Genomic DNA, 24,840 nt, shown 5'->3' with positions numbered 1-24,840 from the left:
CCTGGACCCGCGACACCACGCTAGTCGAGCTGCCGATAGCGACGACGCGATCGCCGCCAACCAGCACCAGCGTAGCGTTTCTGAGGCCAAGCTTGACGAAAAGAGCAGATACGCTGGCCTTTCCGCGAGGCTCAGAGCGCAATCCAGGCGGTCTTGAGGTCGACAAATTTCTCCAGCGCATGCAGCGACTTGTCACGGCCGAAACCGGACTGTTTGACGCCGCCAAGCGGCACGGTGATATCGGCTCCGCCATAGGTGTTGACGTGGACGACACCGGCGTTGATGGCGCGCACCATGCGATGGGCCGTGGAAAGATTGGCGGTCCACACCGCCGAGGCAAGTCCGTAGACAGTGGAGTTGGCGAGATGCACCGCCTCCTCCTCGGTCTCGAAGCGCATCACGCCGAGCACCGGTCCGAACACCTCCTCGCGCGCCAACTGCATCTCTTGCGTCACGGTCTCGAAGATCGTCGGCGCCATGTAGCTGCCGCCGGTCTCGGTCAGTATCCGTTCGCCGCCGGCGACGAGACGGGCGCCTTCGGCTTGCGCCATGGCGACGAAGCCGAGATTCTTGTCCAGCTGTTCGGCGCTCGATACCGCACCGATATCGCTGGCGAGATCGAGCGGGTCGCCGACCTTGAGCCGCGTGGTTGCCGAGACAAGTTCGTCCATGAAAAGATCATAGACCGACGACTGGACGAGCAGACGCGAGCCGGCAACGCAGACCTGGCCTGAATTGCGAAAGATGCCGTTGGCCGAGACGACCGCCGCCTGCTTCAGGTCCGGAGCGTCGGCAAAGACGATGTTGGGCGACTTGCCGCCAAGCTCGAGGAAGACCCGCTTCAAATTGGAACGGGCCGAGTATTCGAGCAGCCGCCGGCCGACCGGCCCCGATCCGGTAAAGGCGATGGCGTCGACATCCATGTGGAGGCCAAGCGCTTCGCCGGCGACAGCACCATGCCCGGTAACGACGTTGAACACGCCTTCGGGAAGTCCAGCCTCGCTTGCGAGTTCGGCCAGCCGCAGCAAGGTCAGCGAGGCGATCTCCGGCGGCTTGACGACGACGCTGTTGCCGGTCGCCAGTGCGGGCGCAATCTTCCAGGCGCCGATCATCAGCGGGAAGTTCCACGGCACGATGACGCCGACGACACCGAGTGGCTCCCTGTGGATCAGCCCGAGCACATTGTCGGCCGTCGGCGCGATCTCGCCATAGACCTTATCGATCGCCTCGGCGTAGTAGCGGATGGTGCCGGCCGCCGACAGCGGCTCGGCCTTGTAGGCCATGCCGATCTCGGTGCCGTTGTCGCGCACGCCAAGCACGGCCAGCTCATCGACATGTTTTTCGGTCAGCTCGGCAAATTTCGTCAGCACCTTCTTGCGAAAGGCAGGGGCGGCGCGCGACCATGAACCCTTCTCGAATGCTTTCCGCGCCGATCGGACCGCGCGATCGATGTCGGCGGCATTGCCGTCAGCGATGCTGGCAAAAGGGCGGCCGTCGATCGGCGAAATCACCGCCAGCGTCGCGCCGCTCGTCGCTGCGGCCTGTACGCCGTCGATAAACAAGCCCCGCTCGCCGATCTCCGTCTTGCGCAGCGCGTCGATGGCATTCTGGCTGATCATTGGTGGCGGACTCCCAGGGAAACATACAACGTGGTTGGCGCGCGGAATTCCCAGCCGCGAAACACCGGCACCTTGCCTGGCACCAAGCTGAGATCGGGGAAGCGCAGGAGCAGCAGCCTTAACGCAAGGCACATCTGCTCGCGCGCGAAAAACCGGCCCGAACAGAAATGATGACCAAAGCCGAAGGCGGCATGATTGCCTTCCCTGCGGTTGATGTCGAAGCGGTCTGGATCGGCAAAGCGGCTCTCGTCGCGGCTTGCCGAGGAGACAAGTGCAGCGACCGCGGCGCCGGCAGGGATGGTTACGCCGCCAAGCTCGACCGCCTGCGTCGTCTGCCGCGTCTGGGTTCCGATCGGCGCCACCCAGCGCAAGCCTTCATCGACAGCCCTGGGCACAAAGGTCTCGAGATCGGCGAGCACCTGCCGCAATTGTTCGGGATGCGCAAGCAGGCCGGCGAGGATCGAACCGGCACCATGTCCGGGCTCCTGCATGCCGCCAAGCAGAATGACCTTGATGCTTGGCACCAAGAAATCGATCGGCCGCGTCGTGCCTTCCGGCATGCCGTCATGCAGCATATGCGACAGCGCCGAGTCGTCGGGGGCGCGCGCAAGTCTATCCAGAGTCGGCCGGATGGCAGCGCCGACCTCGGCGCTGATCGCGTCGGCGATCTCTTGCCGTTTTGGGTCGTTCTCGAAATTGATGGCGCCCTGCGCGAGGCCATAGAACCAGCGGCGCAGCGTCGCCATGTCGATGTCGACAAGGCCCAGCGAGCGCGCCAGGCTGAGCGTCGACACCGGCTCGAAATAATCCGCCATCAGCTCGGCGGAGCCTTGTTCGGCGATCCGGTCGAGAAAAGGTTCGGCAATCGACCGCACGAGGTCGCCGGCATAGGCGGCGACGGTGCGCGGCCGGTATTTCGGATCGACGCCTTGGCGCAGCTGTCTGTGCGTTTCGCCGTCGGTGGTCAGGATGGTCGGCTTGCCGAACGAGCGTTCGACCGGAGACGTACCGACGACGGCGGAGAAGATGTCGGGTGACTTTGCAACGGTCTCGACGTCCTTCCAGCGGGTGACGAACCAGAGATTGACCGCCGGCACGAAAGCGACAGGCGCGCTGCGCCGCAGTTCCGCATAGATCGGATACGGATCGGCTTCCAGCGCCTCAACGGTGATGCTCTCGGCAAAGCTCAACGCCGGTACTCCCTTTGCGATGGAAAGGGGCGGCGCCGAACGCGCTACCCCCTTGTCCTTTGTCCTAGTCCTTCAGCGGCACGCCGAGATTTTCGAAGGCAACCGGATCCCGTCTCTTCAACGCACCGGCAAGCAGCAGGCCGACCACCGCGGCAATCAGCACCAGCCCCGGCAGGAACACGCCGAGGGAGCCGCTGGCGCCCGACAGGCCACCGAAATTAATGACGATCAGGTAGATGATGACGACGAAAGCGATGAAGGCCAGCCCAGGCAGGATGGTGGTCTTCAGCGCATTCTCCTGCGTCGACGGGTTGGCGCGGAAGTACATCACCACGGCGAGCGAGGCCACCGCCATCATGACGATGACTCCCAGCGTCGCGACATTGGTCAGCCAGGAAAACAGCGCCAGAACCGGATCGAGGCCGAGCACCGCGAACAGTCCGATGACGATCGCTGCCAACACGCTCTGGATGACGGAAGCAACATGCGGGCTCTGGTGCACTGAATGCGTCACGCCGATCGCTTCAGGCAACAGCTTCTCGCGGCCCGAGACGTAGATGTAGCGGGCAACCGCGTTGTGGAACGCCAGCACGCCGGCAAACAGGCTCGACACGAACAGGATGCCCATGGCGTGCGACAGCATGGTTCCGGCGTAGCGGTCGGACAGGCCGAACAGGAAAGTCGTCGGATCCTGAAGCGCCTGCAGTGCGGGCAACAATTTGTCGACGCCGGCGCCGACCGCCATCAGCCAGGCCGTGACCATGTAGAAGACGCCGATCAGCAACACTGAGAAATAGGTGGCGCGCGGAATGGTCACCTTGGGGTCGCGGGCTTCCTCGGCGTAGATCGTCGTCGCCTCGAAACCAATGAAGGCGGCGAAACAGAACAGGATGGCGATGGCGGGCGAGCCGCTGACGATCTGGCTCCAGCTGAACGGCGCCGCCGAGAGACCACTGTCGCCACCGGTCTTGAGGATGGCGAGGTCTAGCACCAGCACAACGATGTATTCGCACAGCACCAGCACCGTCAGGATCTTGGCCGACAGGTCGACCTGGCGGTAGCCCAACACCGCGACGATGGCGACGGCGATGAAGCTCCACACCCACCAGGGTAGGTCGATGCCCCAGCCGGCGAACAGGCCGGCGGTCGCGGCCCCCAGCAGGCCCATGACCCCGATCTGCATGGCGTTGTAGGACAGGATCGCGATGATTGCGGTTGCGCCGCCGGCAAAACCGCCGAGCCCGCGCGCGGCATAGGCATAGAAGGCGCCGGCATTGCCGACATGGCGCGACATGGCGACGTAGCCGACCGCAAACAGCAGCAGCAACACGGTCACGATAAGATAGGTTCCGGCAAAGCCCGCCCCATTGCCCATAAGCATGCCGAGCGGCGTGCCGCCGGCGACCGCGGTGAGCGGCGCCGCCGCCGAAATCACCATGAAGGTGATAGCGCCGACGCCAAGACTGTTCTTGCGCAGCCTGTTGGCGGGCGCCTGTTCCGAAACTGCTGACATTTGTCCCTCCAGTTTTACGAACCCCTGGGTTCGCGGCCGCTCGGCCTGTTCCCTGAATGCCATCGGTTCATTATTTGAACCCTTATTTTGAATATAGACTTGCAAAGAATGCCGATGCCTGTCAAGTTAATTCACACATTAAGTTTCTATCCGAGCGGGAGGCTGGATGGGTACGGTCGGCAAGGCGATTTCACTTCTGGAGCTGTTCACGGTGGACGAACCCGAGTTCGGACTTTCCGATCTCGCGCGGCGGTGTGCGTTCGACAAGGCGACGACGCGGCGGCTGCTGGTGGCGCTTGGCGGCCATGGTTTCGTCGAGCAGGATGCCGGCACGCGGCACTATCGCCTCGGCGCCGGCCTGTCGCGGCTGGCGCGTATCCGCGAAGCCTGCTTCCCGTTCCTGCAAACGGCAATTCCCGTGGCGCAGGATCTGGCGGGTTCGACAACCGAGACGGTGCATCTGTCGGAATTCGGCGTCGACAGACTGATCACCGTCCATGTCGAGCATTCAAGCTGGGCAAACAGGGTGAACATCGATATCGGCCAGCTTCTGCCGCTGCATTCCACCGCCTCCGGCATCGCCTATCTGGCCTTCGCCGACAACGCGACCGTGAAAGCATGCCTGACAGGTTCGCTTGAGGCCTTCACCGATCATACCCTCGTCGAGCCGGCCGCCATTTCAAAGTCGATCGGCGAGGCGCGCGACCGCGGCTATTCGATCTGCGACCAGGGCCATGAGGACGGTGTGATCGGCGTCGCGGCTGCAATCCGCGCCGCCGATGGTCTTGCGCTGGGGACAATTGCGGTGGCAGCCCCGAAGGCCAGGACGACACCGGCTACGATCGTGGAACGAGGGCTTGCGGTTGTGACTGCGGCACGGGAGATTTCGATGCGCCTCAATGGCGAAAACCTGCAAACCCTGAGGAGGCAGGCCTGATGTCTGCAGATATGGCGACGCCCCGCATCCTGGTCATCGGCACGGGCGACACCAAGACCGACGAACTGCTGTTCATGAAAGCGTGTATCGAGGCATCCGGTGGCCGCGCCGTGATGATGGATGTCAGCGTGCTAGGCGCCCCCGCCTATAGTCCCGATCACGACAAGCATGCCGTTGCGCGGGCCGCTGGCGTGACGATGGCCGAAATCGTCTCGAGCGGCGATGAAAACACCGCCATGACATTGATGGCCGTCGGCGCCGTTCAGCTGGTGCGCCAGCTTCACCAGCGCGGCGAGATCGACGCCTTCATCGCCATCGGTGGTTCGATGGGAACCGATTTGGCGCTCGATGTCGCGCTGTGCCTGCCGCTCGGCGTGCCGAAATTCGTCGTCTCGACCATCGCCTACTCGCATCTCATTCCGCCCGAGCGTGTCGCGCCCGACCTGATGATGATCCTGTGGGCAGGCGGGCTCTACGGCCTCAACACCATCTGCAAGCTGGTCCTTTCCCAGGCCTGCGGCGCGGTGGTCGGTGCGGCGAGGATCGTGCTTGCATCCCGTGCTTCGGCCCCGGCGGTCGGACCGACCATCGGCATGACTTCGCTGGGCAGCAGTTGCCTGCGCTATATGAAGACGCTGAAGCCGGCGTTGGAGCAGCGCGGCTATGACGTCGCAGTCTTTCACACCACCGGGATGGGGGGCCGGGCCTTCGAATCGATCGCCAGCCAGGACCATTTCTGCGCGGTGTTCGACTTCAGCCTGCAGGAGATCACCAATCATCTTGCCGGTTCGGTCGTCAGCTCCGGCGCCGACCGGCTCGAGAATGCCGGCGCCCGCGGCATTCCGCAGATCGCAGCCCCTGGCGCCGTAGACATGGTCGATTTGCCGACCTGGCAGGCGTTGCCGACAAAGTTCGCGCAGCGGCCATTCCATGCTCATAACAGGTTGATCGGCTCGATCACCGTCGATGCCGCCGACCGCCGTGAAGTCGCCAGGACCATCGCCGCCAAGCTCGGTGCGTCGAAGGGGCGCTCCGCTTTCATCCTGCCCTCCGGCGGCATCCAGGAATGGGATGCGCAGGGCGAGCCGCTGTACGAACCCGAAGCCCTCGCGGCGTTCACCGATGAGATGCGCAAGGCCATTCCCGCCGGCGTCGAGTTCCACGAGATCGACGCCCACATCAACAGCGACGAGTTCGTCGGCAAGGCGCTCGAAATCTTCGACCGCTGGGTCGAGGAAGGCATCATCCCGCGCGGCATGCCGGCCAAGGGAGTGGCTGCGTGAGCGCTGTTCCTGCCCAGGCGCTCGTCCTCGATTTCGGCGGCGTCGTCACCCGGACCCTTTTCGAGACCCATGCCTTGACCGAACAGGCGCTCGGCCTCGCGCCGGGAACGCTGCAATGGTACGGGCCGTTCGACCCGGATTCAGATCCGCTGTGGCGCTCAATGCAGGCCGACGAGATCAGCGAGCGCGATTATTGGCGCACCCGCACCAGCGAAGTCGGCCGGCTCGTCGGCGAGGACTGGCAGGCGATGGAGACATTCGTCCAGCGCGCACGCGGAGCCGAGCCGGAAAAGATCGTGCGGCCCGAAGCCGTCCGCGCAATCCGGACCGTGCATGCGGCGGGATTTCGCCTGGCGATCGTGTCCAACGAGCTAGATCTGTTCTATGGCGCCGGCTTCCGTCAGCGGCTGCCGCTGCTCGAGCTGTTCGACACCATCGTCGACGCCACTTATACCGGCATCCTCAAGCCCGATCCGCGCGCCTATGCCTTGGTGACCGAGGCGCTTGGCCTGCCTGCCGGCGCCTGTGTGTTCGTTGACGACCAGCAGCGCAATGTCGATGGCGGCCGTGCCGCCGGCATGTGCACCGTTCATTTCGACGTCGCGCGGCCGGCACTTTCCTATGCCGAGGCCCTCGGCCATTTCGACCTCATCTCCTGAGACATTTGCGGAGCCTTGCGATGCGCGACATCAATTTCCTCACCGAGAAAAACGCCAAGCCGATCTGGCATCCGATGGCACACCCGGCCGAGATGCGGGCCAACCCGCCAAAGGTGATCATGAAAGGCGAAGGCGTGATGGTCACCGACATCGACGGCAACACCGTGCTCGATGCGGTTGGCGGCCTGTGGAACGTCAATCTCGGCTACTCCTGCGACCCGATCAAGAAGGCCATCGCCGACCAGCTCAGCGCCCTGCCCTACTATTCCGGGTTTCGCGGCACGTCGACCGGCCCGTCGATCGAGCTCGCTTACGGACTCAGCGAATGGTTCGAACCGGAAGGCATGGTGCGGACCTTCTTCACCTCGGGCGGCTCGGATTCGGTCGAAACCGCACTGCGGCTCGCCCGCCAATACTGGAAGATCCGCGGCCAGGGCGACCGGACAAAATTCCTCGCGCTGAAGAAGGGCTATCACGGCACCCATTTCGGTGGCGCGTCAGTCAACGGCAACGCCAATTTCCGCCGCAACTATGAGCCGCTTATGCCCGGCGTCTTCCACATTCCCGCACCCTGGACCTTCCGCAATCCGTTCGATGAGACCGATCCGGCGCGGCTAGCCAAACTGTGCGCCAAAGCGCTGGAGGACGAGATCGCCTTCCAGGGCGGCGACACCATTGCCGCCTTCATCATGGAGCCGGTTCTCGGCGCCGGCGGCGTCATCGTTCCGCATGACAGCTTCATGCCGCTGGTCCGCGAGATATGCGACCGCCACGAAATCCTGCTGATCGCCGACGAGGTGGTCACGGGCTTCGGTCGCACCGGCGCCTGGTCGGGTTCGCGGCTATCCGGCGTGAAGCCGGATTTTATGACCATCGCCAAGGCGATCACCTCGGGCTATTTCCCGCTCGGCGCCACCTTGATCGGCGCCAAGGTGGCCGACGTCTTCGAGGCCGACAAGACCAGCTTCGGGGCGATCGGTCATGGCTATACCTATTCCGGCCATCCTGTCGGCTGCGCGGCAGGGCTGGCTGCACTTGCCGAGACCAAGCGGCTTCGCCTGGACGAGAACGCAGCCGCGCGCGGCATCGAGCTCGCGGCGACGCTGGAGGGGCTAAAAGCCAAGCACGCGATCGTCGGCGACATCAGGTACAAGGGCCTGATGGCTGCGCTAGAGCTGGTCTCCGATCGCACGACGAAAAAGCCGGTGGACAAGAAGACCATGGCCGTGGTTTCGGAAGCCACTTATGACGCCGGCGTCATGCTGCGCGTGTCCGGCAACAACATCATCCTGTCGCCGCCGCTGATCATCGGCGCCGCCGACGTGGCAAAGATCGGCGAGGCCATCGATGCAGGTCTGTCGAGGGCCTGATAGACCCGCTGACGCAATGGAGTTTGGTACGCAATGACCCAATCTGAGAAGAACCCGAGCGAGGAAGCGCTCGTCAAGCGGCGTGCCCGCCTGCTCGGCGCGAAATCGCAATTGTTCTACGACGAGCCCGTGCACCTGGTGCGCGGCGAAGGCGTCTGGCTCTACGATGCCGACGGCCGCAAGTATCTCGATGCCTACAACAACGTCGCCCATGTCGGCCATTGCCACCCGCATGTGGTCGAGGCCTTGTGCCGTCAGGCAAGCCTGCTCAACACCCACACACGCTATCTGCACACCGCAATTCTCGACTATGTCGAGCGGCTGACGGCGACCTTCGATGCAAGCCTCGCCACCGCAATCCTGACCTGCACCGGCAGCGAGGCCAACGACATAGCGCTGCGCATGGCGCAGGCCGCCTCCGGCAATATGGGCATCATCGCCACCGACGCCACCTATCATGGCAACACGGCGGCGGTTTCGCAGCTCAGCACGCGCATGCCTCCGATCCGCGGCCGCGCCCCCCATGTCAGGCTGGTGCCGGCCCCCGACAGCTATCGCCATCCCGATGCGATGGCCAATGGCAAGGCCTTCGGCGACGCCGTGCGTCAAGCGATCGCTTCGCTGGCACAGGACGGCATTGGCCTGTCTGGCATCATCTTGTGTCCGCTGCTCGCCAATGAAGGTTTCCCGGCTCTGCCCACCGGATTTTTCGACGACGCCTTGGGGGCCGTGCGCGAAGCCGGTGGTCTGGTCATCGCCGACGAAGTGCAGCCCGGCTTCGGCCGCACCGGCAGCCATTTCTGGGGCCATCAGCGCGCCGGCTTCGTCCCCGACATCGTCACCATGGGCAAGCCGATGGGCAATGGCCATCCGATCGCGGCCGTGGTCACCACCAAGGAGATACTGGCGACCTTCCGCGACGCTTTCCGCTACTTCAACACCTTCGGCGGCAACCCGGTCTCCTGCGCGGTCGCCAATGCCGTCCTCGACGTCATCGAACAGGAAAACCTTGTCGCCAACGCGCAAGACGTCGGCGCTTATGCGCTTGGCCTGCTGCGCCCGCTGGCCGATCGGCATGAGTGCATCGGCGAGGTCAGGGGCGCCGGACTGTTCTTCGGCGCCGAGCTGGTCCACGACCGCGACACGCGCGAACCGGCGCCCGACATTGCCGAGCAGGTCGCCAATCGCATGCGCCATCGCGGCGTGCTGATGGGCAAGACCGGCATCCACGGCAATGTGCTCAAGATCCGCCCGCCCATGCCGTTCTCGCGTGACAATGCCGACTTCCTGATCGGCCTGCTGGACGAGGTGCTGGGCGAAGTCGGCGGAGTGCCGGCGTGAATTCTGTTTCCACCCAATCCGAGCCCGAAACGGCCGCCGATGTCACGGAGCTCGCCAGGCGTGCGCTCGAACATTGGGGCGTCCGCAACTCTGAGCCGGAACTTCTGAAGCACCGCGAGAACGCCGTCTTCCGCGTGCGGCTGCCGGATGGCCAGCCGGCAGCCATGCGCATCCACCGGCTCGGCTACCACACGGACGCCGCGCTGCGTTCGGAACTGCAATGGATGGGCTTCCTGCAATCCGCCGGCGTCGCCACGCCGTCTTGCGTCGCAACACAGGCCGGCGATCCGTTCGTACTTGTCAGCACGGCCACCTCGGCGCAGCCCCGGCAGGCCGATTGCCTGAGCTGGCTGGAGGGCCGCGCCGTGGGCGCACGCGGCGTGCCACTGGCCTACACGGCCGACCAGTCGATCCAGATCTTCACGGCGATCGGGCGGACCATCGCCCATATGCACAATGTCACTGCCTCCTGGACGCCGCCCGCGGGCTTCGCGCGCCATGCCTGGGACTTCGACGGCTTCTTCGGGGCGAACCCGGTCTGGGGCCGGTTCGAGACCTCGCCCTTTCTCGATGGTCCTCGCCGCGCGCTGGTCTTGCAGGCGCGCGACAACGCAGTGAAGGCGCTGTCGGAACATGAGCGCAGCGCGCGCAATTTCGGCATCATCCACGCCGATCTGGTGCGCGAGAACGTGCTCATCCATGACCGTGCCGTACGCATCATCGACTTCGACGATTGCGGCCATGGCTGGCACATGTACGACCTTGCCGTCGCCCTCTACCAGAACCGCGAGGAGGCGATCTACCCGCTGATCGAAACCGCTTTGCTTGACGGCTACCAGCAAGAGCGTGCGCTGACCCCGCAGGACATCGCCGCATTGCCTCTATTCGCCGCCTTGCGTGCCTTCGCGTTCCTTGGCTGGGTGCAAAGCCGCGTCGAAGGCGACATCACCAGGGATGTCGGCTTGCGCATGTCGACCATCGCAGCCGATGTGGTGATTGACTACCTGCGCGGTGAACAGCCCAACTGACGAGCCGATGAGAGCCGTCAGCTCTTGGCGAAATGGATACTGACCGTTCCCGAGCTGCCGAAGTCGGCGACGATCGTATCGCCGGGCCGCGCCTCGACCGGGCGCACGAACGATCCGGACAGCACCACCTCGCCGGCCGCGATGGACATGCCGTAGCGGGCGAGCCTGTCCGCCAGCCAGGCAATGCCCATCGCCGGATGGTTGAGCACGCCGGCGCCAAGCCCGGTCTCCTCGACCTCCGCATTGCGCGAGACGATGGCGCCGATCCAGCGCATATCGGCTTCATCGGGTCGTTGCGGCCGGCCGCCGACGACAATGCCGGCATTGGCGGCGTTGTCGGAAATCGTATCGAAGAAAGTGCGCGCCTTCTTTGTCTCGGCATTGACGCGTTCGATGCGCGTGTCGAGGATTTCGAGCGCCGGCGTGATATAATCGGTGGCGTTGAGCACGTCGAAGATGGTCACGCCTGGGCCCCTCAGCGGCGCCTTCATGACGAAGGCTATCTCGGCCTCGACGCGCGGCTGGATGAAGCGGCCGACGGGTATCGTCGCGCCGTCGTTGAAGAACATGTCGTCGAACAGCACGCCCGAATCCGGCGTGTCGATGGCGAGCGCATATTGCATCGCCTTCGATGTCAGGCCGATCTTCCAGCCCTTCGGGGTCAGCCCGGCATCGGTCTTGCGTTTCACCAGCGCTGCCTGGACGCGATAGGCATCCTCCATCGTCGCGTCGGGAAAATCGAGGCTGAGCAGACGGATCTGGCGGCGCGAACGCTCGGCTTCGAACAGCCTTGCCGCGGCATCTTCAGCTTGCTCGGGGGTCACGATGCTACCTCGTCGACGACGCCGTTGCGGAGCACGCCGATGCCGTCGGCTTCGACTTCGATCACGTCGCCCGGCTTCAGCCAGATCGGCGGGTCGAAGCGGGCGCCGGCGCCGGTCGGCGTACCGGTGACGATGATATCGCCTGGCACCAGCGTGGTGAAGGTGGAGACATAGGCGATGATCTTGCGGAACGAGAAGATCATCCGGCTGGTGCGGTCCTGCTGGCGCAATTCGCCATTGACGCGGGTGGTCAGCGCGATGTCGGCAATCTGCGCCTCGTCGGTGAACGGCACCAGCCACGGACCGAGCGAGCCGGTGCGGTCGAAATTCTTGCCCTGCGTGACGTTGAACTTGGCGTGCCGTACCCAATCGCGAATGGTGCCTTCGTTGCACAGGGCTAGTGCCGCGATATGGTCAAGCGCATCCCTCTCGGCGATGCGTCGTCCACCCTTGCCGATGACGATGACGATCTCGCCCTCATAGTCCAGCTGCGGCGATTCCGGCGGCCGCACCAGCGGCGCGTCGTGGCCGACGAAGGAGCGGGGGAAGCGGATGAACAGCGACGGATTGGAGGGCGCTGCCTGGCCGTCCTTGTACTCCTCGTTGCGGTCGGGATAGTTGACGCCGACGCAGACGATCTTTTCCGGGGACGGCACAGGGATTTCATAAGCGACGGCGTCGACTGGAAAATCGACGGCGTGGGCTTCGGCCTCTTCCGCCAGCCGCCGTAGCACGCCGGCCTCGATCACTTCGCGCAGCGTCGGCCACTGGCTGTGCCGCGCCGACAGGTCGACGACGCCCTTATCTGTGACCGCGCCATAGCGCGTCTTGCCGCCGACAGTGAAGGTGGCGAGCCGCCCATGTGCAGTCATCCCGGTCTCCGTCAGGTTCGCGTCTGTGGTCACGGTGCGATGATCGGCGACGCCGTCAAATCCGGTTGGCGTGCGGCCGCGCCGGCAAAGGTGCTGCCCTCCTCGAACCAGCTTTTCGGCGCCGGCGCGCCCCATAGCGTCTGGCGCTGCGGGTCCTTGAGGTCCCACTTGATCGGCTCCAGATCCGGATCCACCGTCTGGTAGTCCGAGCAGTAGATCTCGATGCGGTGATTGTCCGGGTCTCTGACATAGAGGAAGAAGGCGTTGGAAATGCCATGCCGGCCTGGGCCGCGCTCGATATTTGCGAGGTAACCCGTCGTCGCCATCAGGTCGAGCAGGTCGATGATGTTGAGCGGTGTCGGCACCCAAAAGGCGACGTGATGCAGGCGCGGACCCACACCGTTGGTGAAGGCGATGTCGTGGACGCCGCCCTTGCGGTGCGTCCAGGCCGCCCACAGCTTTCCGCTACTCGCATCCTCGGTGTATTCGGTGACGCGGAAGCCAAGCTCGTTGTAGAAGGCGACGGACTCGTCGACATTGGGCGAGAAGCAGTTGAAGTGGTCGATGCGCAGCGGCTTCACGCCCTTGTAGAGCGCATATTTCTGATGAATCGGCGGCAGCCTTTCCATTTGGGCAAAGAACTCGAGCGGAATGCCGTGCGGGTCGCGGGTGCGGAAGGTGCGCGACTGGTACTGTCGCTCGACCCACTCGACCGGCAGGCCTTTTGCCTTGAAGAAATGCTCGGCCTTGTCGAGATCCTCATCCGAAAAAACCTTGAAGCCGAGATCGCGGGCTTCAGCGCTGCCGGCCTTCTTCAGCACGATGCAGTGGTGTCCGCGCTCTTCCAACGCCCTTAGATAGATGGCTTCCGATGTCTCGTCGGTAACCTGCAGGCCAAGCGTGTCGACATAGAAGGCGCGGGATTTCGCAAGGTCGGTGACCGCCAGTTCGACATGGCTGAGGCGCACGATGTTGAAGGCGGGATAGAGGTTTGGTTTGGGCAGTGGCATGCGATGTCCTCCGGTCAGCCGCCGAGTTTCTGGATCGTGTGCGCTGAAGTGGCGAAGGCGATGTTCTTCGTCTCCATGTAGAAATCGAAGGAATGGTCGCCGCCGTCGCGGCCGATGCCGGAATTCTTGACGCCGCCGAACGGCGTCGGCAAATGCCGCACATTCTCCGAATTGACCCAGATCATGCCGGCGTCCAGCGCATCGGTGAAGCGGAAGGCGCGGGTGACATCCGATGTCCAGAGATAGCCGGTCAGGCCGTATTGGGTGTCGTTGGCCAGCGCCAGCGCTTCGGCCTCGTCCTTGAAGGAAATGGCGGTCAGCACCGGCCCGAAAATCTCTTCCTGGGCAATGCGCATCCTGTTGGTGGCGCCGGTAAACAGCGTCGGGCTGACATAGCAGCCACCGCCCGGACCGGCGAACTTGTCGCCGCCGGCGGCTACCACCGCGCCTTCCGATTTNCATAGCAGCCACCGCCCGGACCGGCGAACTTGTCGCCGCCGGCGGCTACCACCGCGCCTTCCGATTTGCCGATCTCGATATAGGAAAGCACCTTTTCCTCGTGCACCGGATGGATCAGCGGACCAACAACCGTTTTGGGATCGAGCGGATGGCCAACCTTGATGCGCTTTGCCTTCTCCGCAACCAGATCCGTGAATGTGTCGTAGACCGAGGCTTCGACCAGAAGCCGCGACGATGAGGTGCAGCGTTCGCCGTTGAGCGAGTAGATCATGAACACGGCCGCATCCGCCGCACGTTCGAGATCGGCGTCGGCGAAGACGATCACCGGGTTCTTCCCGCCCAGTTCGAAATGCACGCGCTTCAGCGTATCGGCGCCTTGTTTCATGATCATCGAGCCGGTGCGGCTCTCACCGACAAAACCGATCGCCTTGATGTCAGGGTGCTCGGTCAGCGCCTTGCCGGCGTGCTCGCCGAGGCCGTTGACCAGGTTCCACACGCCTTTCGGCAGGCCGGCCTCCTCCGCGATCTCGACCAGCAGGCGAGCGGTCAGCGGCGAAAATTCGGCCGGCTTGTGGACGACGGTGCAGCCTGCCGCCAGCGCCGGCGCGATCTTCCATGTCGACAGCATGAACGGCGTGTTCCACGGCGTGATGATGCCGACCGGGCCGATCGGCACGCGCGTGGTGATGTTGACCTGGCCTGTCGTGCGCAGCGTCTCGCCGTCGCGCGCTTCCGGCGCGCGGTCGGCGAAGAAGCGGAAATTCTCGGCGCCGCGCAGCGCGGCCTTGGCCATGAATTTCAGCGCCTGGCCGGTGTCCATGCACTCGACGAAGGCGATCTCCTCGGCGCGCGCTTCGATCGCATCGGCTATCTTGTGCAGCAGCTTCTTGCGCCCGTCGCCCGGCATGGCGGCCCAGGCCGGGAACGCCGCCTTTGCCGCCTTGGCGGCGCGGTCGATATCGGCGGCACTGCCACGCGCGACCTTGGCCAGCGGCTTGAGATCGACCGGCGACATGCTCTCGAAGGTCGAGCCATCCACCGCCGGCACCGCTTCGCCGCCGATCTGGTTCAGCACGCCGTCGCGCTTGAAACGGGCCAGATAGGCCTCGGCCTTTTTCAGATTGCCTTCGAGGTCGGACATATCAGCTTCCGTCACTTGCCGCGCAGTCGCGGATGGATTGCGTTTTTCTTCCAGCTCAGTACCGGGTCGATCTCCCTGATCTCCAGGGAAAGAGCGAAGTGCGGGGTCTCGAACAGGGGGCCAAGGTATTCGCTCACCGCGGCGAAGACCGCCTCCCCGGTTCGTTTCTTGTCCTGGGCGCTGCGCCCGGTTCCAATGCGAAACGACATGTCGAGGAAAGCGTTTTCCGGCAGGCTGTCGGCGATGGCATAGGCTTCCGCACGGAAGGCCCGCACCCGCACCGCGCCGGTTTCAAACAGCCCGGTGCCGAGCACGGTGCGCAACACCAGCGCGCACAATTCGCTCATGTCGACCTTGGCATCGAGGTTGGCCGAATACTCGATGGAAAAGTGAGGCACCGCGTCTCGTTCCCCGGATTGTTCCACTGTTGTAGTTAACGCGTTAATTACATGCAGCATCACTGAAGTCAAGCCTTGCATCCAAGTTGAGGCGACGATACGGGATGGAAAGGTCAGGTTTTGGCGTGCGGTCCCGCCGACCGCCCGCATCATTGGGGACGCTGCTTCTTGCTGCCTGAAAACACCCGTCGTTCTCTGCCGATGGCGCTGCTCCATGCCCGCGAAGTGGTGATGGCGCGGTTTCGCCCTATGCTAGCGGCGCATGACGTGACCGAACAGCAATGGCGTGTGCTGCGCGTTCTGAGCGAGGCCGGCCCTGTCGAGGCGACGGAACTTGCCGATCGCGCTTCGGTGCTGCCGCCCAGCCTGACACGCATCATCAAGACGCTCGAGGGCCGAAAATTCATCACCCGCAACAAGGCGGAAGGCGATGGCCGCCGTGTCGTTCTGACGATCGCCCCGGCGGGCTCCGCCCTTATCGATGCCTTGTCGCCGGAACGCCTCGTCATCTACCGCGACATCGAACAGCGCTTCGGACATGAGAGGCTCGAGCAATTGCTCGATCTGCTGGAGAGCCTGATCGCCGGCGAGAGCTGATTGCTGCGGCTCAGCCGCCAAAGCTGCCAAGCCCCGTCGGCTGCGTGTAATTGCGGTCGACATAGAGCAAGGCCGAGCCGCCGCTGCCGTGCCTGACATCGATAACGCGGCCGATCATGACATTATGCGTGCCGACGATGTGCACTTCCTCGATCTCGCAATCGAAATTGACGATCGCATCGGACAGCGCTGGCGTCCCTGAGGCCAGCGTTTGCCAGCGCGCCGCCGAATAGCGTGCCTCCATGTCCCTGGTCGCGCCGGCGAACTTGCCGGCCAGGTGCATATGGTCATGCGTCAGCACGTTGACGCAGAAGCGCCGGTTGGCGAGGAACATGGCGGCCTGCGTCGAGCGGCCGTTCATGCACACCAGCAGTGTCGGCGGTTCGTCCGACACACTGCACATGGCGGTGGCGGTGAAGCCGCCGCGCCCGGCCGGACCATCTGTCGTGACGATGTTGACCGGCGCGCAGACCCTTGCCATGGCGTCGCGGAAATCGGCCTTCGAAATCTGCGTGGCCATCTGACATCACCCGGCCGTAGAAGCGAGCGGATTGAGCCAGGTATCTCCCGTCCAGCCGTTCTCGTCATAGTCGGCCATGCAGGTGTCGACCAGTTCTTCCATGGCCTTCAGCCGGCCGCCGCGTTCGGCGCCCTTCAGCACCTGCAGCCGCACCTCTTCCGGCGCACCGGCATAGTTGAGTTCGTAGAGCGCGTGGCGGCCGCCGAACTCGGTGCCGGTCGCGTCCCACAACAGTTTCATGATCTTGATGCGCTCGACATGGCCCATGTCGTTGGAACCGCGCACATATTGCGCGAGGTATTTGTCGATCTCGGGATTGTTGAAGTCGCGCACTGATGACGGCAGGTAGATCAACCCGGAGGCGATCACCCGGCGCACCGTGTCGATGACGCGCGGATAGGCTTCCGACATGAAAGTCCGGTAGGCAAGGGCTGCTTCCAGGTTGGGCAGGACAGCGCCATTCGCCCAGGGGATCGGATTATAAGCCATGGCGTTGGAAAAGCTCCAGAACATGTGCCTGAGCGCGATGACCTCGCCCAGCGCCGCCTGGTTGCCTCGGAAGGCATCTCCGCCGGTGGCGCGCAGCGCCTTGGCCAGCAGCCCGGCGAGGAAGTCGAGCTTGACGGCAAAGCGTGTGCAGCCCTGGAAGCAATAGCCATGCATGAAGCCCGAAGCCGGATGGAAGGACAGGATTTTCTGCGCGTCGCGCAGCACCAGCACGTCCTCCCAGGGGATGAAGACATTGTCGAGCACCAGGATGGCATCGTTCTCGTCGAAGCGCGACGACAACGGATAGTCGAACGGAGCCGCCACCGTGTTGGACATCTGCTCATAGGAGACGCGGCAGAACATCTTTACCCCCGGCGCATTCATCGGCACGATGAACATGACCGACAGCGACGGATCTTCGGTGACCGTCGCCGAACTCTGCGCCAGGAAATTGTAGTGGGTCAGCGCCGAGGACGTCGCCACCACCTTGGCGCCGGAGACATAGATGCCCGCGTCGGTCTCCTTGATGATGTGGACGAAGACATCCTTCACCTGTTCGGCCGGCTTGTGGCGGTCGATCGGCGGGTTGACGATGGCGTGGTTCATGAACAGCACGGCTTCCTGCGCACGCTTGTGCCAGGCGAGCGCATTGTCCTTGAACGGGCCGTACCAGTCGGCATTGGCGCCGAGCGTGTTCATCAGTGCCGCCTTGTAATCGGGCGTGCGGCCCATCCAGCCATAGGACATGCGTGACCACTCGGCGATCGCGGTCTGCTGGGCTGCGAGTTCGCCGGAGGATTTGGCGACGCGGAAATATTTGTGCGTGTAGCCGCCCGAACCAGTATCGGTCGGCGAGGTCAGTGTGCCCCGCCGCTTGGGATCGTGCAGCGCATCATAGAGGCGTGCCAGCGACCGCGCCGAATTGCGCATCGCCGGATGGGTGGTGACATCGGCAATGAGCTCGCCGTTGATGTAGACCTCGCGGCCGTCGCGCAGGCTCTCCAGATACTCGGCCCCGGTGAACGGGCGCCCATTGTCGGCACGAAAGTCTTCCGATCGCATGATGTTCCTCCACTTATGGCATCAACTCTAGCGCTCCTGGCAAGGATCGGTTAGGACGTAACGGCAAAACCGATTGGACTTTTTCCGGCGCCATGAGCCTCAATTCCATTCCTGATTTCTTTGTCTATGGCGAGCCGGTGCGGCCGGTTGATGTCGGCTTCCTGCATGTCGAGACGGTGCTTGCGCGCAGCAATATTCATCTCGGCCAGGTTGCCGCGCACAAGCATCCGCAAATGGGCCAGATCACCTACTGGACCAGCGGCTCCGGCACCTACCGCATCGAAGACCAATCCTGGGACTTTTCGTCACCGGCCGTCAGCTTCGTGCCGAGCACCATCGTGCATGGCTTCTCGATCGGGCCCGGCACCGACGCCATCGTCGTTTCGGTCGCCGATGATGCGCTTGCGGCAATAGCCGCTCACAGCCTGCTGCCATTGGACCGGCCGGTCTTTGCCGATAGCCTTCCTCAGCACGTCGCGTGGAAAAGGCTTGCGGCGGTGCTGGAGATGCTCGCCACGGAATATGCCGAGGCGCAGGCCGGGAGTGACAAGACCCTGCCGGCGCTGATTGCCGTCGCGCTCTCCCACATCGCGCGTCTTGGTCCCGAGGTAATGGATGCCACCGGTTCTTCCGATGCTGCATTGGCGCGCGGCTTGCGCCGTCTGGTCGATGCGCATTTCCGCGACAACTGGCCCGTCGACCGCTACGTCGAGGTGCTGGCCACGACACCGCATCTTCTCGACAAGGCCGCCCATAGGGTGCTTGGCAGCGGCGTCAAGCGGCTCATGGGCGAGCGACGGTTGCTGGAGGCCAAGCGCTTGCTGCTGTTCACCGTGCGCACCGTCGAGGACATCGCCTACGAAATCGGCTTCGACGATCCGGCCTATTTCTCACGCTTCTTCCGGGAGCGGGTTGGCCAGGCGCCCGCCGCCTGGCGCCGCGCGCAGCTGGGGCAGAGTTGAAGCTTCCGCGCCGACCAGGATCAGGCGTTTGGGTCGACACGCCGGCCAGGCGCAGCGCCGCCGAGTTGATCCACCTGTTGATAGGTGTTGCCGCGCAGCATCACCCCGCGCACGGCGCGGCGGATCGAGATTGATGTCGCCGCGAAACTTGCTGGTGTTTTTTGTCGCTTCCAAACGGTTCGTTATTTGAACCACCATTTTATGTGCTATGAGCGGACTGCAAGGTGGATTGGCTTCCCTCCCATGCGAAGTATCTTGAGGATGCACGATGAGCACAGTCGGCAAAGCGATATCGCTGTTGGAACAGTTCACGCTCGGCGAACCGGAGATCGGCCTGTCCGAGCTCGCCCGCAAAACCGGCCTCGACAAGGCGACGGCGCGGCGCCTGCTGATGGCGATGGCCGACCACCGCCTGATCGAACAAGAGCCGGCAAGCCGCCGCTACCGGCTCGGCGCCGGCCTGTCGCGGCTGGCCCGGTTTCGCGACGCGCATTTTCCCTTCGTGCGCGTGGCAGCACCTGTGGTTCGCGAGCTGGCGCTGGAAACCGGCGAGACGGTGCATCTGTCGGAATTCAGCGCCGGCGCACTGCTGACGGTCCATGTCGAGCTGTCGGCAAAGGCCAACCGGGTCAATGTCGATGTCGGCCAGGTGCTGCCCTTGCACGGCACCGCCTCCGGCATCGCCTTTCTCGCCGCTTCGCCTCGGGAAGCGGCCGAGGCCTATGTCGACAAGCCGTTGCCGACCTTCACGCCACACACGGTGACGCAGCCCGACAGGCTGATGAAGGCGATCCGGCTTGCCGCCAAGCGCGGCTATTCCTCGAGCTCCCAAGGCTATGAAGAAGGCGTCCACAGCATAGCCGCGGCAATCCTCGGCTCCGATGGCCGTCCTTTAGGCACTCTGGCGGTGGCCTCGCCTGTGTCACGCGCCGATGACAGCATGGCGGCCAGCCAGGGCGAAGCGGTGATCAAGGCGGCGCGGCTGATTTCAGCGCGCCTGGCCGGCGAAGCCTGACATCTCTACCGTCGCTGGGGAGATGATTAGCGGGTTAAGTTCCCAGCGGCGCACCGGCCTTGCCGCGAGACCGGAACGCTTCGTCTGGGACAGGCGGCTGGAGCGCAGCAAGGAAGAATTGTTGTCGCCCGCCCGTGCGTCGCCCACGATCTCGGAAATCGCCTTTGCTTGGGGGTTCAATTCGAGTGCGCATTTTTCGCGCGCGTTCGAGAGCCGGTACGATGTGGCCCGCGGAAGTTGCGCCAGAGCCTTAGGCGGGTGCATTGAGGGGTGGGCCGTTTGCCGGATCTCGGAGAGCGCCCTAGCTTGCCTAAAGCCGGCATCCGGCAGCAAGTTCTACATATTGGCAGCGGTTGGCCGTACGATCACTTCGTTGACGTCCACGCCATCGGGTTGATCAAGCGCAAAACGGATCGCCCGTGCAATGGCGTCCGGTGTGAGCGACTTCTGCCGCCATTCTTTCAGAGCCGTGGCGACCTGAGGATCGCTGATATCGTCGCCCAGTTCGGTTGCGGTCACTCCGGGGGAGATGATCGTGGCGCGGATGTCGTCATGCTCCTGCCGCAGCCCCTCGGTGATTGCCCAGACGGCATATTTCGTGCCGCAATAGACCGCCGCGGTGGGCAGCACGATATGCGCACCGACCGAGGCGACATTGACGATATGCCCATTCTTCTGGGCGACGAAGCGCGGCAGCACCGCGGCGATCCCGTTCAGCACGCCGCCGATGTTGACATTGATCATGCGAGACCACTCATCGCGCTTCAGCGCGGCAAGCGGCGACAGCGGCATGACGCCGGCATTGTTGACCAGCACATCGATCTGCCCGAATTCGGCATGGGCGGCATCGGCAAAGGCGTCGAAATTCGCCGCGTCAGTCACGTCGAGTTCGCGCCACGCGACGCTTTTGCCTATTCCTGCGGCCAGCGCCTTGAGCCGCTCGGTGCGGCGGGCCCCGATGAACAGTCTGGCGCCGGCACCGGCAAGTTCCCGAACCGTCGCTTCGCCGATGCCGCTGGAGGCGCCGGTGATGAGTACAACCTTGTCTTTAAGTCCCGTCATGATCGTTCCTTTTTCGCTGCGGTGACGGGGAGATAGATGGCGCGAACCGGCAAAGGCCGGTAGCGTGATCGTCCAAAGAGTTTGCACGATCCTCCAAATGAACTCGAAATGCCTTGCAACATTTCGCGCCATGAAGATTTATGCGGCATGGAGAAAATCAATGAACTCGCCGAGCTGATCACCCGCTTTGCGCCGAAATCTGGCATGGCCGGCACTGCGGTGCCGCGGCTGTCGCTCATTCGCGCCAACCAGCCCAGTGCACCCGTGCCTGCGGTCTACGAGGCGTCGCTTTGCATAATCGCCCAAGGATCGAAGCGCGTCTCGCTGGCCGACCAGAGCGTGGTCTATGACGCATCGAGCTACCTGCTCGTCTCGGTCGACCTGCCGCTGGTCGGGCATGTGTTGGAGGCGAGCCCGGCGGCGCCCTACCTCTGTTGCAAGATAGATTTTGATTCCACCGCGCTGGCCGAACTGCTTGTGAAAGAAGGACGTGCATCCCCCAGCAGGGATCTGCCGGTGTTAGCTGCCTATCCAAGTGACCCCGACCTGATTGATGCCGCCTGTCGGCTTGTCAGGCTGCTCGATCGCCCCGAGAGCATCACCGTGCTGGCGCCGCTGATCGAACGCGAAATCCTTTACCGGCTCCTCACCGGACCGCACGGTGACACGCTTCGCCAGATGGCGTCGGTGGACAGCCACCTGAACCAGGTCAGCCGCGCCATCGCCACGATCCGCAATCATTTCCAGGCACAACTGCGCATCGAAGAGATTGCGGCGGCATCAGGCATGAGCGCGTCGTCCCTTCATGCCCATTTCAAGGCGATTACGCGCATGACCCCGCTCGAATACCAGAAGCAGCTGCGCCTGCAGGAGGCGCGAAGGATTATGCTTGCCGGCGGCGCAAACGCAGGCACGGCCGGGTTCGCGGTGGGCTATGACAGCCCTTCGCAGTTCAGCCGAGAATATCGTCGCCTGTTCGGTGCGCCGCCCCGGAAAGATATTGACCGCCTTCAGGCGACACCCAGTTCGGCTGCGGCTTATTGAGTTTTCCGAGCGGCATGCGCCAGCCATGGCTGGTCAGGAGCCAGCCGCCTCCAGGTGGCGAAGCGTCCGATCATGCTCGGTAGAACTCCCGGTACCATTCGACAAAGCGCGGAACCCCTATTTCGATCGGGATTTTGGGCTTGAAGCCGGTCGCCTCCTCGAGCGAGCTGACATTGGCGAAAGTTGCCGGAACGTCGCCTGGCTGAAGTGGCCTGAGGTTGCGGTTTGCCTTGCGTCCCAGCGCGTCTTCGAGCACCTCGATCAATCGGTTCAGTTGAACGGGCGAATTGCCGCCGATGTTGTGAATCCTGAACGGGGCGTTGCTGGTCGCTGGGTCTGGCGCGACACTTTTCCACTCAGGATTGGGTGTCGCGGGTTGCTGCATGACGCGGATAATACCTTCGACAATGTCGTCGATATAGGTGAAATCCCGCTGCATGTTGCCATAGTTGAAGACCTCGATCGGCTCGCCGGCGAGGATAGCCTTGGCGAAGATGAACAGCGCCATGTCCGGCCGCCCCCACGGACCATAGACGGTGAAAAAACGCAGCCCGGTGGTCGGCAGTCCAAACAGATGGCTGTATGTGTGCGCCATCAGCTCGTTCGCCTTCTTGCTTGCGGCGTAAAGGCTGAGCGGATGGTCCGCCGGATCGTGCACGGAAAACGGCATGCGGGTGCTGCCGCCATAAATCGAACTCGACGATGCATAGACCAGATGGCCGACCGACGCCTGCCGGCATCCTTCCAGGATGTTGACAAAGCCGCTGAGGTTGCTTTCCACATAGGCGTGCGGATTGCTGATCGAATAGCGTACGCCGGCTTGCGCCGCGAGATTGACGACAACCTCCGGCGCGGCCGAAAGAAAGAGCTCCGAAATACGGTCCCGCTCCGTGAGATCGGCATGCTCGAAACAAAAATTCGAAAACGCTTTCAGCCGCTCGAGACGAGCCTGCTTCAGGCTGACGTCATAATACTCGTTCATGGAGTCGAGGCCGATAACCTGGCGTCCTTCGGCAAGCAGCCTCAGGCAAAGATGAAACCCTATGAACCCGGCTGCGCCGGTGATCAGTATCGGCCTGCTTGATGTCACTGCATATCCTAGCGTTAATTTCAGGCGAGCTTTACAAGCTCCAGTATTTTATGTTGTCGGGAACTTCATTGGGCTTGATGGCCGACTTGACATCGAACAGTGTCCCCCCCGGCCTGATCATTTGAAAAAGACGCGCTCTTTCGTTGGTGAGATATTGCCTGTGAGGCACCGCCAGAACAAGCGCCTGCAAATCGTTTATCTCATCGAGCGGCAGGATTGTTTCGCCGTGATCACGCCGAGCGGTTTCGACATCGGCAAGGGGATCATGGACTTTGGGGACAATTCCGAACTGCCTTAGTTCCTTGACCATGTCGAAAACGCGGCTGTTGCGCAAATCCGGCACGTCCTCCTTGAATGTCAGCCCGAGAATGCCGACAGAAGCCCCTTTGACGGGCGTGTCAGAACCAATCAGCCGTTTGACAACCTGCTGGGCGACGAAGGCCCCCATGCCGTCATTGATGCGACGTCCGGCGAGGATGATCTGCGGATGGTAACCTTCGGCCTCGGCCTTGGCGGTCAAATAATATGGATCGACGCTGATGCAGTGGCCGCCGACGAACCCCGGTTTGAAGGGAAGGAAGTTCCATTTCGTCGACGCAGCATCAAGAACATCCTGCGTCCGGATATCGAGCCGCTCGAAGATCATTGCCAGTTCGTTCATCAGCGCGATGTTCAGATCGCGCTGGGTGTTCTCGATAACCTTCGCTGCCTCGGCCACCTTGATCGACGGGGCGCGGTAGACGCCGGCATCGATGATACGGCCATAAACGTTCGCGACGCGCTCCAGCGTCTCGTTATTCTCGCCGGAGACGACTTTGACGATCTTTTGCAGCGAGTGTTCTCGATCGCCGGGGTTGGCGCGTTCGGGCGAATAGCCGAGGGCAAAGTCGCGGGGATGTCGCAGGCCGGAAACCTGCTCGATGATCGGCCCACAGAAATCTTCGGTCACACCTGGATAGACTGTCGACTCAAAAACGACGACGGCGCCTTTGCTCACCGCCTCGCCGACGAGTTCGGACGCCAGTTTCAAAGAAGCTAGATCGGGAGCGCGATTTGCGTCGATAGGGGTTGGCACGGCGACGATGAAGAAAGTAGCGCCTTTCAACATCTCCCGGTCGGTGGTCAGCCCTATCGAGGTCTCCTTGAGCGCCGTTGCGTCAACTTCCCCCGTACGATCGACGCCGCCACGCAATTCCCCGATCCGACGCTCGCTGATGTCAAAAGCTATGGTGCCGGGGAAAACCTTCCCAAAGGCAATGGCTACCGGCAGGCCGACATAACCCAGGCCGATAACTGCAATGCGTTCGGACATCCGTGGGGTTCCTCGAGCCACCTGTTGAGCCGACGTGCTTGTA

General features: G+C 63.2%; 22 protein-coding genes and 1 pseudogene. 10 read left to right on the top strand and 13 right to left on the bottom strand.

Annotated elements, in window-relative coordinates:
- Positions 1–131: 131 nt before the first annotated feature.
- The 3 genes from X771_RS159165 to X771_RS159175 all read right to left on the bottom strand — a co-directional run bounded on the left by X771_RS159165 (position 132) and on the right by X771_RS159175 (position 4,322).
- The gene (locus X771_RS159165; RefSeq protein ID WP_023686947.1) at positions 132–1,619 is read right to left on the bottom strand and encodes an aldehyde dehydrogenase; all 1,488 of its coding nucleotides are present in this window, start codon (positions 1,617–1,619) and stop codon (positions 132–134) included.
- Complete coding sequence (locus X771_RS159170) at positions 1,616–2,809, bottom strand: cytochrome P450 (protein ID WP_023686946.1); 1,194 nt, start codon at positions 2,807–2,809, stop codon at positions 1,616–1,618. Before X771_RS159170 ends, X771_RS159165 begins: the two co-directional genes overlap by 4 nt.
- Positions 2,810–2,873: 64 nt before the next feature.
- Positions 2,874–4,322, bottom strand: coding sequence for an APC family permease (locus tag X771_RS159175; protein WP_023686945.1), 1,449 nt, complete (start codon positions 4,320–4,322; stop codon positions 2,874–2,876).
- Between the two features lie 166 nt (positions 4,323–4,488).
- Here X771_RS159175 and X771_RS159180 point away from each other — a divergent pair, with 166 nt between their 5' ends.
- Genes X771_RS159180 through X771_RS159205 form a run of 6 tightly spaced genes read left to right on the top strand, consistent with a single transcriptional unit; the run spans position 4,489 to position 10,940 of the window.
- Positions 4,489–5,259, top strand: a complete 771-nt coding sequence (locus X771_RS159180) for an IclR family transcriptional regulator (protein WP_023686944.1) — start codon at positions 4,489–4,491, stop codon at positions 5,257–5,259.
- Positions 5,259–6,542 carry a Tm-1-like ATP-binding domain-containing protein gene (locus tag X771_RS159185; protein ID WP_023686943.1) on the top strand — a complete coding sequence of 428 codons (1,284 nt, stop codon included), beginning with the start codon at positions 5,259–5,261 and terminating at the stop codon, positions 6,540–6,542. Before X771_RS159180 ends, X771_RS159185 begins: the two co-directional genes overlap by 1 nt.
- Positions 6,539–7,201 (top strand): HAD-IA family hydrolase, encoded by a 663-nt coding sequence (locus X771_RS159190; RefSeq protein WP_023686942.1) that lies wholly within the window; start codon positions 6,539–6,541, stop codon positions 7,199–7,201. The genes X771_RS159185 and X771_RS159190 overlap by 4 nt, the downstream gene beginning before the upstream one ends.
- Positions 7,202–7,221: 20 nt before the next feature.
- A complete protein-coding gene (locus X771_RS159195) occupies positions 7,222–8,571 on the top strand; it encodes an aminotransferase class III-fold pyridoxal phosphate-dependent enzyme (protein ID WP_023686941.1) in 1,350 nt (449 codons plus the stop codon).
- A gap of 33 nt (positions 8,572–8,604) precedes the next feature.
- Positions 8,605–9,912, top strand: coding sequence for an aminotransferase class III-fold pyridoxal phosphate-dependent enzyme (locus X771_RS159200; protein ID WP_023686940.1), 1,308 nt, complete (start codon positions 8,605–8,607; stop codon positions 9,910–9,912).
- Complete coding sequence (locus X771_RS159205; protein WP_023686939.1) at positions 9,909–10,940, top strand: phosphotransferase; 1,032 nt, start codon at positions 9,909–9,911, stop codon at positions 10,938–10,940. The genes X771_RS159200 and X771_RS159205 overlap by 4 nt, the downstream gene beginning before the upstream one ends.
- Positions 10,941–10,957: 17 nt before the next feature.
- Here the strand turns inward: X771_RS159205 and hpaH are convergent, their stop codons facing one another.
- The 5 genes and pseudogenes from hpaH to X771_RS159225 all read right to left on the bottom strand — a co-directional run bounded on the left by hpaH (position 10,958) and on the right by X771_RS159225 (position 15,644).
- On the bottom strand, positions 10,958–11,767 hold the full coding sequence (hpaH, locus tag X771_RS159210) for a 2-oxo-hept-4-ene-1,7-dioate hydratase (RefSeq protein WP_023686938.1): 810 nt from the start codon (positions 11,765–11,767) through the stop codon (positions 10,958–10,960).
- A complete protein-coding gene (locus X771_RS159215; RefSeq protein ID WP_023686937.1) occupies positions 11,761–12,636 on the bottom strand; it encodes a fumarylacetoacetate hydrolase family protein in 876 nt (291 codons plus the stop codon). The genes hpaH and X771_RS159215 overlap by 7 nt, the downstream gene beginning before the upstream one ends.
- A 29-nt stretch (positions 12,637–12,665) precedes the next feature.
- The gene (gene hpaD, locus X771_RS159220) at positions 12,666–13,646 is read right to left on the bottom strand and encodes a 3,4-dihydroxyphenylacetate 2,3-dioxygenase (RefSeq protein WP_023686936.1); all 981 of its coding nucleotides are present in this window, start codon (positions 13,644–13,646) and stop codon (positions 12,666–12,668) included.
- Between the two features lie 14 nt (positions 13,647–13,660).
- Positions 13,661–15,246: pseudogene (hpaE, locus tag X771_RS01000000164725) on the bottom strand (5-carboxymethyl-2-hydroxymuconate semialdehyde dehydrogenase).
- Between the two features lie 11 nt (positions 15,247–15,257).
- Complete coding sequence (locus X771_RS159225) at positions 15,258–15,644, bottom strand: 5-carboxymethyl-2-hydroxymuconate Delta-isomerase (protein WP_023686935.1); 387 nt, start codon at positions 15,642–15,644, stop codon at positions 15,258–15,260.
- A 201-nt stretch (positions 15,645–15,845) separates the two neighbouring features.
- Here X771_RS159225 and hpaR point away from each other — a divergent pair, with 201 nt between their 5' ends.
- The gene (hpaR, locus tag X771_RS159230; protein WP_023704722.1) at positions 15,846–16,241 is read left to right on the top strand and encodes a homoprotocatechuate degradation operon regulator HpaR; all 396 of its coding nucleotides are present in this window, start codon (positions 15,846–15,848) and stop codon (positions 16,239–16,241) included.
- A 10-nt stretch (positions 16,242–16,251) separates the two neighbouring features.
- On the opposite strand, the gene X771_RS159235 is transcribed toward hpaR, so the two are convergent.
- On the bottom strand, positions 16,252–16,761 hold the full coding sequence (locus X771_RS159235) for a flavin reductase (protein ID WP_023686933.1): 510 nt from the start codon (positions 16,759–16,761) through the stop codon (positions 16,252–16,254).
- 6 nt (positions 16,762–16,767) lie between these two features.
- Positions 16,768–18,312, bottom strand: a complete 1,545-nt coding sequence (locus X771_RS159240) for a 4-hydroxyphenylacetate 3-hydroxylase N-terminal domain-containing protein (RefSeq protein WP_023686932.1) — start codon at positions 18,310–18,312, stop codon at positions 16,768–16,770.
- Between the two features lie 92 nt (positions 18,313–18,404).
- On the opposite strand from X771_RS159240, the gene X771_RS159245 reads away from it, so the two are divergent.
- Together X771_RS159245 and X771_RS159250 are read left to right on the top strand one after the other, a co-directional pair.
- A complete protein-coding gene (locus tag X771_RS159245; protein WP_023686931.1) occupies positions 18,405–19,274 on the top strand; it encodes a helix-turn-helix domain-containing protein in 870 nt (289 codons plus the stop codon).
- A gap of 268 nt (positions 19,275–19,542) precedes the next feature.
- Positions 19,543–20,289: an IclR family transcriptional regulator gene (locus X771_RS159250; RefSeq protein ID WP_023686930.1), complete on the top strand. Its 747-nt coding sequence runs from the start codon at positions 19,543–19,545 to the stop codon at positions 20,287–20,289.
- 336 nt (positions 20,290–20,625) lie between these two features.
- Here X771_RS159250 and X771_RS159260 read toward each other — a convergent pair whose 3' ends face one another.
- Positions 20,626–21,351, bottom strand: coding sequence for an SDR family oxidoreductase (locus X771_RS159260; RefSeq protein WP_023686928.1), 726 nt, complete (start codon positions 21,349–21,351; stop codon positions 20,626–20,628).
- Between the two features lie 147 nt (positions 21,352–21,498).
- Here X771_RS159260 and X771_RS159265 point away from each other — a divergent pair, with 147 nt between their 5' ends.
- Complete coding sequence (locus tag X771_RS159265; RefSeq protein ID WP_023686927.1) at positions 21,499–22,395, top strand: AraC family transcriptional regulator; 897 nt, start codon at positions 21,499–21,501, stop codon at positions 22,393–22,395.
- A gap of 70 nt (positions 22,396–22,465) precedes the next feature.
- Here the strand turns inward: X771_RS159265 and X771_RS159270 are convergent, their stop codons facing one another.
- Together X771_RS159270 and X771_RS159275 are read right to left on the bottom strand one after the other, a co-directional pair.
- Positions 22,466–23,485 carry an NAD-dependent epimerase gene (locus X771_RS159270; RefSeq protein ID WP_023695199.1) on the bottom strand — a complete coding sequence of 340 codons (1,020 nt, stop codon included), beginning with the start codon at positions 23,483–23,485 and terminating at the stop codon, positions 22,466–22,468.
- Positions 23,486–23,516: 31 nt separating this feature from the next.
- Positions 23,517–24,797: a nucleotide sugar dehydrogenase gene (locus X771_RS159275; protein WP_023686926.1), complete on the bottom strand. Its 1,281-nt coding sequence runs from the start codon at positions 24,795–24,797 to the stop codon at positions 23,517–23,519.
- Positions 24,798–24,840: the final 43 nt, after the last annotated feature.

Source organism: Mesorhizobium sp. LSJC269B00 (genome assembly GCF_000502815.1).
Lineage (GTDB): Bacteria > Pseudomonadota > Alphaproteobacteria > Rhizobiales > Rhizobiaceae > Mesorhizobium.
Note: the sequence above shows the minus strand (reverse complement) of the source record. Positions and strands in the feature narration are given on the sequence as shown.

What these genes read in the sequence shown, in the direction of transcription:
- X771_RS159165 (WP_023686947.1), bottom strand. Translation starts at nt 1,619, where the DNA reads ATGATCAGCCAGAATGCCATCGACGCGCTGCGCAAGACGGAGATCGGC.
- X771_RS159175 (WP_023686945.1), bottom strand. Translation starts at nt 4,322, where the DNA reads ATGTCAGCAGTTTCGGAACAGGCGCCCGCCAACAGGCTGCGCAAGAAC.
- X771_RS159180 (WP_023686944.1), top strand. Translation starts at nt 4,489, where the DNA reads ATGGGTACGGTCGGCAAGGCGATTTCACTTCTGGAGCTGTTCACGGTG.
- X771_RS159185 (WP_023686943.1), top strand. Translation starts at nt 5,259, where the DNA reads ATGTCTGCAGATATGGCGACGCCCCGCATCCTGGTCATCGGCACGGGC.
- X771_RS159195 (WP_023686941.1), top strand. Translation starts at nt 7,222, where the DNA reads ATGCGCGACATCAATTTCCTCACCGAGAAAAACGCCAAGCCGATCTGG.
- X771_RS159200 (WP_023686940.1), top strand. Translation starts at nt 8,605, where the DNA reads ATGACCCAATCTGAGAAGAACCCGAGCGAGGAAGCGCTCGTCAAGCGG.
- X771_RS159215 (WP_023686937.1), bottom strand. Translation starts at nt 12,636, where the DNA reads ATGACTGCACATGGGCGGCTCGCCACCTTCACTGTCGGCGGCAAGACG.
- hpaD (WP_023686936.1), bottom strand. Translation starts at nt 13,646, where the DNA reads ATGCCACTGCCCAAACCAAACCTCTATCCCGCCTTCAACATCGTGCGC.
- hpaR (WP_023704722.1), top strand. Translation starts at nt 15,846, where the DNA reads ATGGCGCTGCTCCATGCCCGCGAAGTGGTGATGGCGCGGTTTCGCCCT.
- X771_RS159235 (WP_023686933.1), bottom strand. Translation starts at nt 16,761, where the DNA reads ATGGCCACGCAGATTTCGAAGGCCGATTTCCGCGACGCCATGGCAAGG.
- X771_RS159240 (WP_023686932.1), bottom strand. Translation starts at nt 18,312, where the DNA reads ATGCGATCGGAAGACTTTCGTGCCGACAATGGGCGCCCGTTCACCGGG.
- X771_RS159245 (WP_023686931.1), top strand. Translation starts at nt 18,405, where the DNA reads ATGAGCCTCAATTCCATTCCTGATTTCTTTGTCTATGGCGAGCCGGTG.
- X771_RS159250 (WP_023686930.1), top strand. Translation starts at nt 19,543, where the DNA reads ATGAGCACAGTCGGCAAAGCGATATCGCTGTTGGAACAGTTCACGCTC.
- X771_RS159260 (WP_023686928.1), bottom strand. Translation starts at nt 21,351, where the DNA reads ATGACGGGACTTAAAGACAAGGTTGTACTCATCACCGGCGCCTCCAGC.
- X771_RS159265 (WP_023686927.1), top strand. Translation starts at nt 21,499, where the DNA reads ATGGAGAAAATCAATGAACTCGCCGAGCTGATCACCCGCTTTGCGCCG.
- X771_RS159275 (WP_023686926.1), bottom strand. Translation starts at nt 24,797, where the DNA reads ATGTCCGAACGCATTGCAGTTATCGGCCTGGGTTATGTCGGCCTGCCG.